General features: G+C 73.2%; 14 protein-coding genes. 8 read left to right on the forward strand and 6 right to left on the reverse strand.

The window, feature by feature from the left end; translation table 11 throughout:
• Positions 1 to 218 precede the first annotated feature (218 nt).
• The 4 genes from ACQEVC_RS37830 (at position 219) to ACQEVC_RS37845 (ending at position 6629) form a co-directional block, all read left to right on the forward strand.
• Positions 219 to 2186, forward strand: a complete 1968-nt coding sequence (locus ACQEVC_RS37830) for a condensation domain-containing protein (RefSeq protein ID WP_432888010.1) — start codon at positions 219 to 221, stop codon at positions 2184 to 2186.
• A gap of 170 nt (positions 2187 to 2356) precedes the next feature.
• Positions 2357 to 3859 carry a class I adenylate-forming enzyme family protein gene (locus ACQEVC_RS37835; RefSeq protein WP_432891930.1) on the forward strand — a complete coding sequence of 501 codons (1503 nt, stop codon included), beginning with the start codon at positions 2357 to 2359 and terminating at the stop codon, positions 3857 to 3859.
• On the forward strand, positions 3856 to 5115 hold the full coding sequence (locus tag ACQEVC_RS37840) for a type III PLP-dependent enzyme (protein ID WP_432888013.1): 1260 nt from the start codon (positions 3856 to 3858) through the stop codon (positions 5113 to 5115). Before ACQEVC_RS37835 ends, ACQEVC_RS37840 begins: the two co-directional genes overlap by 4 nt.
• Complete coding sequence (locus ACQEVC_RS37845; RefSeq protein WP_432888016.1) at positions 5112 to 6629, forward strand: amino acid adenylation domain-containing protein; 1518 nt, start codon at positions 5112 to 5114, stop codon at positions 6627 to 6629. Before ACQEVC_RS37840 ends, ACQEVC_RS37845 begins: the two co-directional genes overlap by 4 nt.
• A gap of 6 nt (positions 6630 to 6635) precedes the next feature.
• Here ACQEVC_RS37845 and ACQEVC_RS37850 read toward each other — a convergent pair whose 3' ends face one another.
• The 3 genes from ACQEVC_RS37850 to ACQEVC_RS37860 are packed head-to-tail and all read right to left on the reverse strand — an operon-like array spanning position 6636 to position 8344.
• Complete coding sequence (locus tag ACQEVC_RS37850) at positions 6636 to 7637, reverse strand: BtrH N-terminal domain-containing protein (RefSeq protein WP_432888019.1); 1002 nt, start codon at positions 7635 to 7637, stop codon at positions 6636 to 6638.
• A 27-nt stretch (positions 7638 to 7664) separates the two neighbouring features.
• Positions 7665 to 7973 carry a phosphopantetheine-binding protein gene (locus tag ACQEVC_RS37855; protein ID WP_318396197.1) on the reverse strand — a complete coding sequence of 103 codons (309 nt, stop codon included), beginning with the start codon at positions 7971 to 7973 and terminating at the stop codon, positions 7665 to 7667.
• On the reverse strand, positions 7973 to 8344 hold the full coding sequence (locus tag ACQEVC_RS37860) for a bleomycin resistance protein (protein WP_318396196.1): 372 nt from the start codon (positions 8342 to 8344) through the stop codon (positions 7973 to 7975). The genes ACQEVC_RS37855 and ACQEVC_RS37860 overlap by 1 nt, the downstream gene beginning before the upstream one ends.
• A gap of 330 nt (positions 8345 to 8674) precedes the next feature.
• On the opposite strand from ACQEVC_RS37860, the gene ACQEVC_RS37865 reads away from it, so the two are divergent.
• Genes ACQEVC_RS37865 through ACQEVC_RS37880 form a run of 4 tightly spaced genes read left to right on the forward strand, consistent with a single transcriptional unit; the run spans position 8675 to position 11492 of the window.
• On the forward strand, positions 8675 to 9646 hold the full coding sequence (locus ACQEVC_RS37865) for a ferritin-like domain-containing protein (RefSeq protein ID WP_432888024.1): 972 nt from the start codon (positions 8675 to 8677) through the stop codon (positions 9644 to 9646).
• Between the two features lie 40 nt (positions 9647 to 9686).
• On the forward strand, positions 9687 to 10019 hold the full coding sequence (locus ACQEVC_RS37870) for an acyl carrier protein (protein ID WP_432888027.1): 333 nt from the start codon (positions 9687 to 9689) through the stop codon (positions 10017 to 10019).
• A 25-nt stretch (positions 10020 to 10044) separates the two neighbouring features.
• Positions 10045 to 10977, forward strand: a complete 933-nt coding sequence (locus ACQEVC_RS37875; protein ID WP_318396193.1) for a transglutaminase domain-containing protein — start codon at positions 10045 to 10047, stop codon at positions 10975 to 10977.
• The gene (locus tag ACQEVC_RS37880) at positions 10974 to 11492 is read left to right on the forward strand and encodes a DUF4254 domain-containing protein (protein ID WP_432888031.1); all 519 of its coding nucleotides are present in this window, start codon (positions 10974 to 10976) and stop codon (positions 11490 to 11492) included. The genes ACQEVC_RS37875 and ACQEVC_RS37880 overlap by 4 nt, the downstream gene beginning before the upstream one ends.
• 76 nt (positions 11493 to 11568) lie before the next feature.
• Here the strand turns inward: ACQEVC_RS37880 and ACQEVC_RS37885 are convergent, their stop codons facing one another.
• From ACQEVC_RS37885 to ACQEVC_RS37895, 3 genes are all read right to left on the reverse strand, one after another.
• Positions 11569 to 12369, reverse strand: a complete 801-nt coding sequence (locus ACQEVC_RS37885; protein ID WP_432888034.1) for a class I SAM-dependent methyltransferase — start codon at positions 12367 to 12369, stop codon at positions 11569 to 11571.
• An 86-nt stretch (positions 12370 to 12455) separates the two neighbouring features.
• Positions 12456 to 13682 (reverse strand): MFS transporter, encoded by a 1227-nt coding sequence (locus ACQEVC_RS37890; RefSeq protein ID WP_432888037.1) that lies wholly within the window; start codon positions 13680 to 13682, stop codon positions 12456 to 12458.
• Entirely contained in the window at positions 13675 to 14817 is a 1143-nt protein-coding gene (locus tag ACQEVC_RS37895) for a 3-dehydroquinate synthase family protein (RefSeq protein WP_432888040.1), read from the reverse strand. The genes ACQEVC_RS37890 and ACQEVC_RS37895 overlap by 8 nt, the downstream gene beginning before the upstream one ends.
• Positions 14818 to 14824 lie beyond the last annotated feature (7 nt).

Genomic DNA, 14824 nt, shown 5'->3' on the forward strand with positions numbered 1-14824 from the left:
GCACGCTCTCCTGCTCCGGCTGGGGCGGCCGCCCACCGGGCGCCGGCTCGTCCCGGTGGCCCGGGATGTTGCGGGCGCGGACGGCGGTCGATCGCTACGGATCTGGGTCATCGACGAAAGAACGTTCGCCGAATGATAGGGATCGGGTGACCGTACTGTAAAGAGTCCTAACACTGTCGCACCGAGCGCCGTCGATCGAGGGCGGCGAGAATGTCGACATGGCCGAACCCCCGGCCCGGCGCGGGCCACTGACCTGGAGCCAGCAACTGCTCTGGTCGGTGTACCAGGACGTGCCCGTGTCGCGGCGGCACACCATGAACCTGACGAGCATCGTGGAGATCCCTCCCGAGATCGCCATCTCGCCGGCGGCCGTACGCGGCGCCTTCGACGGACTGGTCGACCGGTACGAGACGCTGCGCACCACGTACGGGCTGGACGAGGCCGGCGAGCCGGTCCAGGTCGTCCAGCCGCCCGGACCCGCACCACTGCTGCTCTGCCGGACCGAGGCCGGGGGCACGACCGAGGAACTCCGGCACCGGGTCACCGGCACCGGCCTGGACATCGAGGCCGAGTGGCCGTTCTTCGGCGCCGCGCTGCTGGCCGGTGACCGGGTTGTCGCGATCGGACTCGCCGCCCACCACATCGCGGTGGACGGCTGGGGAATGGCCGCGCTCTGCCGCGAACTGCGTGACCGGCTCGGCGGCTCCGGTACGACGGATCCGGACCCGTGGCAGCCGCTCGACCAGGCCCGGTTCGAGCGATCGCCGCGCGGGCGACGGCTCAACCGCCGGTCGCTGGCCTACTGGGCACGGGAACTCGGTCGGATTCCGCACCAGATGTTCCCGCTCGTCGACGACGAGCCACGGTTCCACTCGGCGGTGCTGCGTTGTCCGGAGCTGCCGACGGCGGTGGCCCGGCTCGCCGACCGAACCGGCGTCTCCTATCCGGCCGTGGTGCTCGCGGCCTTCGTCGCAGTACTGGCCCGGGTCTCCGGCCACCCGCGCTGTGCCCTGCTGACCATGTGGTCCAACCGGCGTACGCCGCGCAGCTATCCGGCGGTGGGCTGCCTCTTCCAGCCGGTGCTGCTCTCGGTCGAGGTGAGCGCCGAGTCGACGCTCGGACAACTGGTCGCGGCGACGGCCCGGGCGTACGCGACCGCCACCGCGCACGGACAGTTCGCCCTCGACGAGATGAAGGAACTCAGTGCCCAGGTCGCGCAGGCGCGCGGGATCGGGGGTTTCCGCACCGGTGTGACGTTCAACTTCCTGCCGGAGGACGCGCCCGCGCCGGCGGTCGACGTACGGGACGCCGGGGCGGCGCGGCCGTACGAGTGCGAGGTGCGCCCGCTGGAGATGTCGGACGCCGCCACCGACCTGGCCCTGACGGTCCACCCCGGGTCGAGCCAGCTCCGGCTCGTCGCCCGGGCCGACGTCCTCCCCGCGGACCGGGTGGACCGCTTCCTGCTCGACGTCCGTGAGCTGCTGCTGACCGCCGCCGAGCGTGAGGTGCGCCTCTCGGAGCTGGCTGCCATCGGGACGCTCGCACCACCCCGACGCTCGCCGGACTGGGTGTACCTGGACCACTGCTGGATCGACCTCCGGCAGGTGGAGGCCGCGCTCCGGTCCCATCCCGCCGTCACCTCGGCGACGGTCTTCGTCGACGGGCCGCCGCCCCGGGCCGTCCTCACCGCCGAGATCACCACCGACGGCCGCACGCCGACTCCGACTCCGCGCGACCTCGCCCTGCATGTGCTGCACGAGGCGCGGCACGGCGGCCCGATCCTCGCGCCCGCCCGATACACGTGCCGGCCCGGCCCACCGATCGGGACCCGCTCTTCGGGACAGAGCCCTTCGGCGGTGCCCGAACCGGCGCGGGGCGGCGGAGCACCGTGGCGACCGGGGTCGGCGCCCGCGCCGGACCAGGCCGCAGCGCGGTGTGCGCTGCTGGCGGCGGTCGCCCGATACCACCCGGAGGTGACGCCGACGCTGGCCGCGAGCTATCTCCAGCAGGGTGGCCGGCTGCGACGGGCCGTGGCGGTCGTCCGGGAGCTGCGCCGGCTGGGCTACACCGGGATATCGGCCGAGGTGTTCGCCGGCCCCCGGCGCCTCGCCGACGTCGCCACCGAGCTGCACCCGAGCACGGCCGACCGGTACGGCGGAGCCGAAGGTCCACTATGGAGGAAATAGGGGCGCCTTGTCCGCGATCGGAATGGTATTTAGACTCGCCGATGCATATGGGCACTCGCCTATGGCCGTTGTGCTGACGTCGGAGGGGGACGGATGAGGCACGGCACGGCGCTGACCATGCCGCACTCCTGGCGTCACCCGACCGCCGCCCGCCGGGAGCGGCCGTGCCGATGATGCACGACCTGCTGGCCACCGCCGCCGCACGGTCGCCGTCGGCGCCGGCCGTCCGGGACGCCGAGGGCGGCTGGAGCTACCGCCAACTCGACGAGCACAGCCGGCGGTTCGCCGCCTGGCTGGGCCGGATCGGGGTGTCCGCCGGTGACCGGGTGGTGGTACAGCACGGACGCGACCGGCGGATCGTGGCCATGCTGCACGGCACGTCGTACGCGGGAGGGGTCTTCGTGCCGGTCAACCCGGCAGCGGGCGACCTCTGGCTGCCCACCGTGGTGGCCGACGCCGAACCGGCGGTCGTGCTGACCACCGATGCCGGCGCCACCGCGCTGGCCGGTCGGGGCGGCGCCACGGTGATGACCGCGACGGACGCCTGGCGGCAGGCTCTCGACACCCCGGCCCTGCCGGTCGGCGCCTCGGTGCCCGGGGCCGACCAGGACGGCCTGGCGCTGCTGATGTACACCTCCGGCAGCACCGCGGCACCGAAGGGGGTCATGTGTGCACACCGGCAGGTGGTCTTCGCCACCGGGGCCATCGGGCAACGGTTGGGCTACACCGCCGACGACCGGGTTCTCTGCGCCCTGCCGATGTCCTTCGACTACGGGCTCTACCAGGCGCTGCTCTGCGCACTCGGCGGCAGTGAGCTGCAACTCGCCCCCGAGGGACGCGAGGTCGAACTGCTCCGGCGAATCCGGGACTGGCAGTCCTCGGTCGTTCCGGTCGTACCCTCCCTGGCCACCATGATCGTGAACCTGGCCCGACGTCGGCCGGACCGGACCACCCCGGTACGCCTGCTCACCAACACCGGCGAGGCGCTCGGGCCCGGACTGGTCCGCGACCTCCGCGCGTCGTTCCCGGGCGCACAGGTCTGCCTGATGTTCGGCGTGACCGAGTGCAAGCGCATCTCCATCCTGGAGCCGGACGGCGACCGGGCCCGCCCCGGATCGGTCGGGCGCCCCCTCGCCGGCACGGAGGTGCTGGTGACCGACCCGGACGGCCGACCGCTGCCGCCGGGCGAGGTGGGCGAGTTCGTGGTACGCGGCCCGCACCTGGCGGCGGGCTACTGGCGTGCGCCGGAGCTGACCGCCCGCCGGTTCCCGCCCGGCCCGGACCAGGCACCTGAGCTGCACACCGGCGACTTCGGATACGCCGACCCGGACGGCTACCTCTATTTCGTGGGCCGCCGGGACGACATCTTCAAGCGACGGGGGGTACGGATGAGCGTCACCGAGATCGAGGCGGCGGCCGGCACCATCGACGGCGTCACCGGGGCGGGCCTGGTCCGGCCGGACGGCCGGTACGACCTCACGCTCTTCGTGACCGGCAGCCGCAGCCCGGCCGAGGTGCTGCGGGAGCTGCGCCGGCTGCTGGAGCCGGCGAAGACACCGGCCGTCTGCCGTCGCCTGGCCGAGCTGCCGTTGACCGCGAACGGGAAGGTCGACCGGCGTGCGCTGGCCGCCCTGCGCGAGCCGGCCACCGCCCCCGGTCCCGCGGCGGCATGAGCCGGGACGGCGTCGCCGACCGGTCGCACCTGGCTCGCCGGTACGGCACACCGCTGTACGTGTACGACGCGGCGCGGATCCACCGGGCCGCCGACCGGCTGCGCGCCGCACTTCCGTCTCCACACCGGCTGTACTACTCGGTGAAGGCCAACCCCAGCCCGGCCGTGCTGCGCCAGCTCACCGGGCTGGGCCTGCCGGCCGAGGTGAGCTCGGCGGGTGAACTCGCGGTCGCGCTGGACGCGGGTCAGCCGGCCGAGCAGGTCCTGTACACCGGACCCGGCAAGACTCCGACCGAGGTCACCGAGGCGATCGCGGCGGGCGTACGGCTGTTCTCGGTCGAGTCGGCCGAGGACCACCGACGGCTGGCGGCCCTGGCGGCCGAGCACGGCACGGCGGTCGGATACCTGATCCGGGTGAACGGTCGTCCGTCCCGGCCGGCCGGCGGCCTCCGGATGACCGGCCGGCCGTCGCAGTTCGGCATCGACCTCGACGCGCTCTGGTCCATCCCGGGACTGTTCACCGGAACGCCGGCGGCCAGGCCGGTCGGGCTGCACTTCTTCCCGGTCACCAACATGACCGACGAGGCGGCGCTGGCCGCCGAGTTCACCGCCAGCGTCGAGACGGCGGCGGCCGTCCTGCACCGGTCCGGACTGGACGCCACCGTGCTGGACCTCGGCGGCGGCTTCGCGGCGCCGTTCGCCCGGCCGGGAGAGTCTCCGGGATACCAGCGGCTCGCGGCCACCCTGGCGGAGACGCTCGACACCCGTCTCGCCGGTTGGCGGGCCGGGCGGCCGGTGGTCGCGTTCGAGGCCGGGCGTTACCTGGTCGCCGAGTGCGGCACTCTGCTGTCGACGGTACTGGACGTCAAGCGGAGCGGCGGACGGACGTTCGTGGTCCTCGACGCCGGGATCAACAACCTCGGCGGGGTCTCCGCCACCGGCCGGCTGCTGCCGCCGTCGGCGCAACCCGTCGGCCCGGACGCCCCGGACGCCGAGCCGGTCACCCTGGTCGGACCGCTCTGCACCCCGCTGGACGTCCTCGGCCGCGACGCCCGGCTCCCGGACCCGCGGGTCGGTGACGTGGTGGCCATCCCGAACGTCGGTGCGTACGGGCTGACGGCGAGCGTGCTCGGGTTCCTCAGCCGGCCGCCGCCGACCGAGGTCCTCGTCGACGCGACGGACCGGGTCGTGGCCGTGACCACCTGGTCCGTCCGGGCCGTCGAGCAGCCAGGCCCGGCCGGCGGAGCCGCACCGTGAGCACCGGGCCGGAGACCCTTCCCGACCTGGTGCTGGTCGGGGTCCGGGACCACCCGGACCGCGCGGCGGTGGACTTCGGCACCCACCGGTTGACCTACCGGGAACTGTGGGAACTGGCCGGGGTGGTCGCGGGGCACCTGCTGCACCGGATCGGCCCGGGAGTACCCGTCGGGCTCTGTGCGGCGCGCACGCCGCTGGCGTACGCCGGATATCTCGCGGCGGCCCGGCTCGGCTCCCCGGTGGTGCCGCTCCAGCCGACGCACCCGGTCGCCCGCACCACGCTCACGTGCCGGACGGCCAGGGTGGGGCTGGTGCTCGTGGACGACGAGGCCGCCGACCGGCTGGTGGGCAGCGGCCTGCCCGTCGGCCCGTGGTCACAGGTACGCCAGGGCCACCCCGTCCAGCAGCCGGCGGACCGGCGGCCGGAGCCGGACGACACCGCCTACGTCCTGTTCACCTCCGGATCGACCGGCACACCGAAGGGGGTACCGATCCGGCACCGCAGCGCCGCCGCGTACCTGCGGCACGTCGTCGAGCGGTACGAGGTGGGGCCCGGCAGCCGGCTGTCACACACCTTCGACCTGACGTTCGACCCGTCGGTCTTCGACCTCTTCGCCGCCTGGAGCGGCGGTGGCACGCTCGTCGTACCGCAGGGCAACGAGCTGGTCCAGCCCGCCCGGCACATCCGGGAACGCGGCGTCACACACTGGTTCTCGGTGCCGTCCGCCGTCACCCTGGCCCGCGCACTGCGGGGCATCCCGCCCGGCGCCATGCCGGAGCTGCGCTGGTCGATGTTCATCGGCGACCAGTTCAGCTGGGAACAGGCGGCGGCGTGGCGGGCCGCCGCACCGGCCGGCGTCATCGAGAACGTGTACGGGCCGACCGAGCTGACCGTCGCCTGCACCGGTTACCGGGTGCCCGCCGACCCGGCCGACTGGATCGAGACCAGCAACGGCACCGTGCCGATCGGCCCGGTCTACCCGCACCTGGAGCATCTGGTGCTGGACGGCACCGGACGGCCGGCGGACGAGGGCGAACTCTGCGTACGGGGCGTGCAGCGGTTCGGCGGTTATCTGGATCCCGCCCACGACCGGGGCAGCTTCCTCGACCACCGGGACGGCCGCACGGTGCGGTACGACGGGGCGGACCCGCTCACCGCCGGGCACTGGTACCGCACCGGGGACCGGGTCCGGTTCGAGCACGGCGAACTGGTGCACCTCGGCCGGCTGGACCGCCAGGTGCAGATCAACGGCTGCCGGGTGGAACTGGGCGAGGTGGAGGCGGTGCTGCGCCGGCACCCGACGGTGGCGGACGCGGCCGTGGTGCCGGCGGAGGGCCGGGCCGGGCTGTGGGCGTACTGCACCGGGTCGGCCGCGGATCCGGCGATGCTGTCGGCCTGGCTGCGGGACCACCTGCCGTCGTACATGGTGCCGTCGCGGATCCGGATCCTGCCCCGGCTGCCGCTGAACGAGAACGGCAAGGTTGACCGCCGGCAACTGCTGGCCCGGGACTGACCGGCCTCAGCGGACCAGCCCGGCGATCCGGCGTACGCAGTCGCGTTCCTCGGCGAACGCCTCGGCCAGCCGGTCGGTCAACCGGCCCAGGTGTTCCCGGGGGCGGCGCCCGGCGGACGCGCCGAAGAAGAAGACGGCACGCAGCTTGTCCAGCCGCTCGGAGAGCGCCCGGAACCGGTCCGCCACCTCGGTCAGGTCCACCCCGGCACGGTCGCCGACCAACTCGATGAAGAAGGCGTTCTGCCGCCGCTGCTTCGCCAGCGAGCCGAAGAAGCTCACCCCGTGCACGATGAGCGCGTCACCGATCGCCGTCGCGGTCCCGGCGTACTCGCGCACGTCGGCCAGGAACCGGTCGGCCGCGTACCGGCCGGCCGGGGCGTCCGGTTGGTCGGAACCGGTCAGGTACGCCTCGACGTTCTCCACCAGCGCCGCCCGCAGCGCGGCCGTCGACGGCGGGGCGACCGCGGCCGGCCGGGGCAGGTCGACCGAGCAGTGCGACCCGCCGACGGCGGTGAAGTGTTCGGCGAGGGCCTGGCTGCCGATCGCCGCCGTCAACCCGTCGGTCTCCATCCAGCCCCGGAAGGGCCGGCCGGGCAGTTCGTCGAGGACGTACACCGCGCCGGGCCGGAGGTCGGTCACCACGACCCGGTGCAGGTGGTGGATGCGCTGGTGGAAGAGGGAGGGTGGATAGGCGAAGGTGTCCACCTGGAGGGCGACGTGCCGCCCGTCGTCCAGGGTGTGGCGGACGTGCTCCCACAGCGCGTCCATGCCGGGATGGGTGATCCGGCGCTCGTCGATGCCGTACCAGCGGGAGATGGCCTCACCGTAGCTGTGCCGGTTGATGCGCAGGCGCATGAACGGCGCCTCGCTGCCCGGCTGTGCGGCGACGTAGCGGTAGCCCCAGTCGTCACCGAGCACCCGGGCGTCGATGCCGAGGTTCGACAGCAGCAGGGTGTAGGTGTCGGCGAAGCAGTCCAGGCCGTTGTCGTAGGCCTGTAACCGGGGCATCGGGGCGGCGCCTCTCTGGCCCGTACGCTACGGCGCGCCGTCGACCGGGCCGCCCGGTGCCGCCGGGGGCAGCAGCTCGGACAGCGCCGCCCACAGCGAGCCGACGGTGGCGAAGGTTTCCGCGGTGAGCGCCTCGTCCGGGAAGCTGACGTCGAAGCCGCTCTCCAGCGCGACCAGCAACTCGACCGTGCCGAACGAATCCAGGCCGAGCTCGAACAGCGTGTCGGTGGCGGAGAGCGGAACATCGGTCGTGGTCTCCGGCAGATGCGCCCGCAGCACCTCCTCGAAGGCCGGTGGCCACTGGCCCGGTGCCCGGTGGGCCCGCGTATCGGTCATCACTGCGCCCCGTCGATAAAGTGCACACAGTTGCCGGCCCGGTCCCGGACCGCGAACTCCCGACCCCACGGCCGGTCGGAGATCTCCGTCATGGCCGGTCCCGACGGATCGGCGAAGCTGCCGGGCACCCCAACCGTCCACTCCGCGTGCAGCCCGTCCAGGTCGGCCACGCCGATCCACGCCTGGGTGCCGTCGGCGACCGCCTGGTCGTCCACGGCCGAGATGTAGAGCTGTACGCCGTCCCGCGCGACGCCGGCGAACCCGTCGACGCTGAACAGCAGGCCGAAGCCGAGCGTGTTGACCCAGAACGCGACGTCCGCCGGAACGTCGCGGGCGGCCAGTACCGGAATCGCGTGCAGAAGCTCGGGCACCACGCCTCCATCTCGACGGCCGCCGGCCTGGGCTATCCGGTGTCGTCCCCGACTTCCGTCGCCGATTGAATCGATGCACATCATATGGATCGCGCTCGGCCCCCGGCAAGCGTACGACCTCCGGCGCGGCCTCGACGAGGGGCGAAACAGTCGCAGTTGTTGACATGCGTCAATGCACTCGGGAAGGATGGGAAACACCTGACGGCAGCAATGCGCATCCGACACCACGCAGCGGTCGGAGAGCGCTCGGGGCCAGGCCCGGTCCGGACGAGCAGGCCGTCCCCGGTGCGTCGCGTTCGGACAGTCCACACCGGAGTCAGGGGGTCCTCCGTGTCGATCACACCCGACGGGCTGGCCGTGGAGTCGGCCGTCGTCACCACCTTCACCTGGGACTACACGTCGAAGGATCCGAAGCTGCGCGCGCTCTACGAGAAGGGCAAGGCCGCACAGTGGAACGCGGCCACCGACATCGACTGGTCGCCCGAGCTGCACTTCGGCGCGCCCCTGCCGGAGGTCGACGATGTCACCGGGCTGAGTTCCCGGCGGCCGCCGAACTGCCCGGTGCCGCCGGAGCTGTGGAACGCCTACCGCTGGGAGTACCACTCCTGGATGACGAGCCAGTTCCTGCACGGCGAGCAGGGCGCGCTACTGGCCACCTCCCGCCTCGTGGAGACCGTCCCGGACCTCGACGACAAGCTCTACGCCGCCAGCCAGGTGACCGACGAGGCGCGGCACGTCGAGGCGTTCTCCCGGTACGTGCAGCGGCTCGGTTCGTCGTACCCGATCAATCCCGCGCTGCGGACCCTGCTCGGCAACGTCGTCTCCGAGCGGCGCTGGGACATCATCTACCTGGGCATGCAGATCATCGTCGAAGGGCTGGCCCTGGCCGTCTTCCGGCTCGGCCACGCGACCACCTTCGATCCGGTCATCCGGCAGATCACCGACCTGGTCGCCCGGGACGAGGCCCGGCACGTGGCGTTCGGCGTGCTCGCCCTGGAGGGCCTCCAGGACCAGCTGACCAGCCGGGAGCGGGCCGAACGCGAGGAGTTCATCAAGGAGGCGTCGCTGCTGATGTCCCGCCGGTTCCGGATGGAGGAGGTGTGGCAGCGGATGGACCTCGACGTGGCCGCCGGCGTCGAGTACGTCCTCACCGACTCGGCGATGCGGGACTTCCGCCGGCTGATGTTCGCCAAGATCTTCTCCAACCTGACCCGGCTGGGTCTGGTCTCCGACGAACTGCGCGCGCACTTCCAGGAACTGGCGCTGCTGCGGCCCGGGCAGGTCCGGGCGTGGCGCCGATGACCCGCCCGGCGAGGCTCGGCCGGAATCGAGAGGATGCCCCATGACCGACGAGGTACGCACCGTCGAGCCGGCGGCGGCGCAGCGGCGGATCACCGAGATCGTGCTCCGCGTGGTCGGTACCCTCGCGCCCGATCCCGTCGACCGGCCCACCCCGGCCCAGGCACTCGTGGCCGACCTCGGCTACCACTCGCTCCGGCTGGTGGAGCTGGCCTTCACCCTGGAGGAACTGTTCGGGTTGGACGCGATGGCGGTGGACAGCTCGCTGCCGATCGGCACCGTCGGCGACGTGCTGGCGTACGTGCTGGCCGAGGTCGGGCCGGACACCGTGCTGCCCACGACCGAAGAGGTCGACGACTATCTCAGGGACGCCTGAGCCGCCCGTGCCGGAGAACCCGACGATGACGGTCCGGTCGCCGGACGGGCCGGCCACGGCCGACGTGTCCGCGCTGGTGGCCAAGCTGCGCCGGATCCCGGACTCGGCCCGGCGGTTCGTGGAGACCCCGGCGTCGGCCCGGGCCCGGTTCCTGCTGCGTCCGGCGGTGCTGGACCTGCTGACCGACGCCGGCCTGCCGGTGCGGCGGATCGACGGGACACCGCACTACGACCGGCACGACCTGACGAACTGTTCGCTGCACCTCTCGGTCGGGGCGGCGGCCCGGACCGCCCGCCGGTTCTGGCCGGCGGCGCTACGTCGGGTGGCCGACGCCGGGCAGGCCCGCTACGAGGTCCAGTACCAGATCCGCTGCCCGGCTCCGGGACACGCCGCGACCTGCTCGTTCGTCCTCGTGCTGCCGGGCGGTCGGGTGTTGGAGCGCACCGTCGCGGACGGCAGCGGCCTGCGGATCGCCGTGCAGGTGTCGGTCGAGGGGCGGTGGCCCGACCTGCCGGCCGCCGTCCGCAGGCTCCTCGACGACGCCGTGGCCGAGGTGGAGTTCATGATGCTGCCCACCGAGGTCCGGTACGACACGGGCTTCGTCCGGGCCAGCGGGCTGGGCGACTGTGCCGGCGTCACCAGGCTGCTGGTGCGGCGGGGCCGGGCCGCCGGGCTCGCCGCCCGTCCGGCGTTCGGGCTGATCGTGGCTCCGCCGTTCGCGGCCGAACACTTCTGGGCGGAGTTCCTGGTCGACGGGCGGTGGGTGCCGGTCGATCCGGTCCTGATCCGCACCATGCTCGGCTGGGGCGTGCTCGATCCGGCGGAGTGGCACCCGCACCGGTCCATCGGGGCGATCCTGTCCCGGATCGCCGACGACGGCGTGGTGCTCGCGGCCCACGACGGCTGGGCGGTGCCGTTCACGTTGCCGACCCAACTTCTTCCCGAGGAGCCCCGGTGAGTCCTCCGGCGACCCCTGACGACGCGGTACTGCGCACGCTGCGGGCACTCTCCGCCGAAGGTCCACCGGTGCCGGTGCCGGAACTCGTGGCCCAGTTGCACCGGGTCAACGCCGCGCTGTGGCGGCTGGAGGACGAGGCCCGGGCCGCCGCCGACGACGAGCAGCTCGGCAGGGCCAAGCGGGAGGTGGATCGGCAGAACATGCGGCGGGCCGACCTGGTCTCGGAGATCGACCGGGTCGTCGCGGCGGTCCTGCCGGCCGGCAGGGCGGAGACGGCGCCGCTTTCCTGCTCGGTCGGCGCCTCGCTCGACCGGCTGACCGTGGCGGCCCTGCGCGTGGCGGTCTTCGCCGCCGCCGGAGACCACCGGACGGCGGACGCCCGGCGGCAACTCGACGACCTGCGGGCGGCCACCGAGGCCGACTGGCTGGACCTGCGCCGGGGGCGCCGGCGACTGCCGCAGGCCGGCGTGCTCAAGCGGTACGCCCCAAGGCAGTCGTCCACGGCACCGGCGTGACGGCGCCGGAGACCTGCGCGGACGGTGCCCGGGCCGTCCGTCCGCCTCGCCGGCAGCGGTGCGGACCGCGCGTCGGTCACCGGTCCTGCGGGCCGGTGGTGACCGTCCGGCGGACGTCGACGTAGATCGTCTCGTCGTTCCGGACGGCCCGGTCCAACGCCGCGAGGTGCGGCAGGGCGCTGCGACCGAACGCCCGGACCGAGATCGCGTCCGGGTCGAAGCCCGCGGCGCCGAGAGCGTGGCGCAGCTCGTCCAGGTCGTAGATCCACTTGTGCCCGTGGAACTGGAAGATCTGGTTGACCATGAACGCCTTCCGCTCCGGAAGGTCCTCGGGCTTCGCGCCGAGGCTCATCAGCCGGCGCCGGTGCCGGGCGAAGAACCCGTCGGCGCCGTCGTCGAGGTATCCGGCCACGTACCGGTGCAGGTCGGGCGTGGTCAGCCGGAGCCATCCGCCGACGGCGAGGATCCGCCGCACCTCGCGCAGCCAGCCGATGCCCTCGGCCAGGGTCAGGTGCTCGATGAAGTGCTCGGCGTACGCCCAGTCCAGGCAGCCGTCGGCCAGCGGCAGCGGGTCGCGGGCGTCGAGCCGCACGAAGTACGCGCCTCCGTCTACTCTGTACACATGGCCGGGCTCGGTCCGGGTGTCCCCGGCCACCAGCCCGATCACGTCGGTGTTGAGGCAGCCCGGGTCCCGCCCGTCCCACGAGCCGAACTGGATGCCGGTCACGCCGATACCCGCCAGCTCGGCCCGGTCCAACGGCGACGTCAGCCCGGTCGCTTCCAGCCGCCGGCACGGCGAGTGCCAGCCGGGGTCGGGCTCGTCCCAGGTCCACTCCGCAGGCTCGGATGCGGTCTGCCACTCGGTGTTCTGCGTCAAGGACTGCGCTCCCGGTTCGTCGGAGGGGTACGGGTGGGTCCGCCGGACGGGTACGAGCCCCGGGGCGGGTACGCCGGCCGGGTTGGTCAGAGTTCCGCCCGGGCCGGTTCGGCTCCGGCCACCGGCGCCCGGCGGTCGGCCGCGACCAGTGGCTCGGCCAGCAGGACGGCGAGCGCGGCGGCGACCAGTACGCCGCCGGCCAGTGCGGTGCCCCGTACGCCCAGCGTGGGCAGGATGCCGGCCCCGAGCAGCGATCCGCCGGCGATGCCCACGTTGTAGGCGGCGGAGTTGCCGGCCGCGGCCAGGTCGGAGCTGCCCGGGGCGACCTCCAGCACCCGGTTCTGCAGAGCCGGAGTCAGCGCACCCATGGCGAATCCCGAAACGGCCAGCAGGGCGGCGGCCACCAGCGCCACCTCGGCCAGCAGGAACATGCCGACCAGGGCGAGCGCCAGCAGTGACACCGACGACACCATGGCGAGCCGCTGCCGGCGGTCGCTGAGGATGCCGCCGGCAGCGATGCCGGCGAAGTCCGCCAAGCCGCGGACCAGCAGCAGCACCCCGATGGCCGCCGGGGCGAACCCGCTGACCTCGGTCAGGAAGACGGCGGTGTAGGTGAAGGCCGTGAAGAGGCCGCCGACCGACAGCACGGTGGCGACGACCACGATCCAGTACCGGCGGGCATCCGGGCTGGTCCCGGTCGCGGCGTGCGTCTGACCGACCGGGACCGACGGCATGAGCAGCACGATCGCCACGAACGCGAGCAGCGCGAGCCCGGCCAGCATGAGGAAGGCGGCCCGCCAGCCCGCCTGCTGGCCGATCCAGGTGCCGGCCGGTACACCCAGCATCGGCCCCAGCGAGGCGCCGGCGAAGACGACGGAGGTGACCCTGCCGCGTACGTGCACCGGGAACATCCCCGCCGCCGCCGGCGCCACCACCGCCCAGAACAGCGCCTGGGTGAACGCGACGACCACCCTGGCGGCGAAGAGCACCTCGTACTCCTGGGCGGTCGCGGAGAAGACCGTGGCGAGTACCAGCACGGCCAGCAGCCCGGCCAGCAGGCGTCGGCGCGGAATGCGGGCGGTGACGTACGTCAGCGGCACGGAGACGACCGCGACGGCGACGGCGTACCCGGTGACGAGCAGCCCGGTCTGCGACAGCGACACCTCCAGGTCGGCGGAGACCAGCGTGAGGATGCCGATCGGCAGGGTCTCCATCGCGACGTAGCAGAACGCCGAGACGGAGAGCGCGGCCAGCGCGCCGATCGCGCGCGTCGACACGGTCGCACCCGGGGTGACCGGCGCCGGCTCAGGCATCCGACCTCCCCCGTCCCTCCGCCACCCGGTCGTACGCGGCCAGCACGATCTTCTCCGGCACCGCACTGAGCGGCTGGCCGCTCGCCTGTGTCACCGGTACGCCCGGAGCGGCCAGTAGCACCATCGGGATCTCCTCCGCGTCGCAGGCGAGGTACCCCCGCTTGTTGTCGCCCCGCAGCACCGTCCGCAGCACCGTGCGGTCCACCGGCCCCAGCCTGGCGCCCGACGGCGGGAGTCGCAGCCGCGCCAGCAGCCGGTGATGGCGGTCCACCTCGGCCCGGTCCAGATAGCCGAGCATGGCGCTCGCCTCCGCCGCGACCAGCATCCCCCAGGCGATCGCCTCACCGTGGCTGAAGTCCCCGTCGGTCACGATCTCCAGCGCGTGCCCCACGGTGTGGCCGTACTCGAAGATCACCGCCTCGCCCCGCTCCCGCGGGTCCCGGACGAGCATCGGCAGCTTCGCCTCGATGCCGAGCCGGCACAGCGCCATGAACGAGTCGACCGGCCGGTGCTCCAGCCCGGCCACCGCGCGGAGGAAGGTCGACTCCTCGTGCGGAACCATCGCCAGGACGTTCTTCGCCATCTCGGCGACCCCGGTCAGCAGGTCACCGCGCGGAATGGAGGTGAGCCAGGTCAGGTCACAGCCGATCAGCGACGGCGGCAGGTAGGTCCCGCCGAGGTTCTTCCCGGCACTCAGGTTGACCGCCTGCTTCTGGGACAGCACCGAGTCGAAGGCGGCGACCGGGGTGGTGGGCAGGTGGACGAGCCGGATGCCCCGGAAGAGCAGCGCGGCGGCCAGCCCGGCGACGTTTCCGGTCAGCCCGCCGCCCATCGCCACCACCAGCGAGCGGCGGTCGGCGCCCCGGTCGACCGCGTACTCGAGAATCGCTTCGACGACGGAGAGCCGCTTGCGCCGCTCCGCCGCGTCGAGCACGAAACGGTGCACCGCCATCCGCCGGCCCAGTCCGGCCAGCACCGGTTCGGCGTGTGCCAGCACCTGCCGGTCGACGACGAAGACCACCGACTCGGCACCCTCGGCCAGCCGGGTGACCGCCTCGACGATCGGGTCGACGCAGTCGACGCCGTACAGATAACTGGTGCCGCGCTCGCCGAACCGCACGTCCGCGACCTGCAAGGTGCCG

The organism is Plantactinospora sp. CA-294935 (genome assembly GCF_050936445.1).
Classification (GTDB): domain Bacteria; phylum Actinomycetota; class Actinomycetes; order Mycobacteriales; family Micromonosporaceae; genus Plantactinospora.

Coding starts and splice junctions, on each gene's coding strand:
- ACQEVC_RS37830 (WP_432888010.1), top strand. CDS start 219: ATGGCCGAACCCCCGGCCCGGCGCGGGCCACTGACCTGGAGCCAGCAA.
- ACQEVC_RS37835 (WP_432891930.1), top strand. CDS start 2,357: ATGATGCACGACCTGCTGGCCACCGCCGCCGCACGGTCGCCGTCGGCG.
- ACQEVC_RS37840 (WP_432888013.1), top strand. CDS start 3,856: ATGAGCCGGGACGGCGTCGCCGACCGGTCGCACCTGGCTCGCCGGTAC.
- ACQEVC_RS37850 (WP_432888019.1), bottom strand. CDS start 7,637: ATGCCCCGGTTACAGGCCTACGACAACGGCCTGGACTGCTTCGCCGAC.
- ACQEVC_RS37855 (WP_318396197.1), bottom strand. CDS start 7,973: ATGACCGATACGCGGGCCCACCGGGCACCGGGCCAGTGGCCACCGGCC.
- ACQEVC_RS37870 (WP_432888027.1), top strand. CDS start 9,687: ATGACCGACGAGGTACGCACCGTCGAGCCGGCGGCGGCGCAGCGGCGG.
- ACQEVC_RS37875 (WP_318396193.1), top strand. CDS start 10,045: ATGACGGTCCGGTCGCCGGACGGGCCGGCCACGGCCGACGTGTCCGCG.
- ACQEVC_RS37890 (WP_432888037.1), bottom strand. CDS start 13,682: ATGCCTGAGCCGGCGCCGGTCACCCCGGGTGCGACCGTGTCGACGCGC.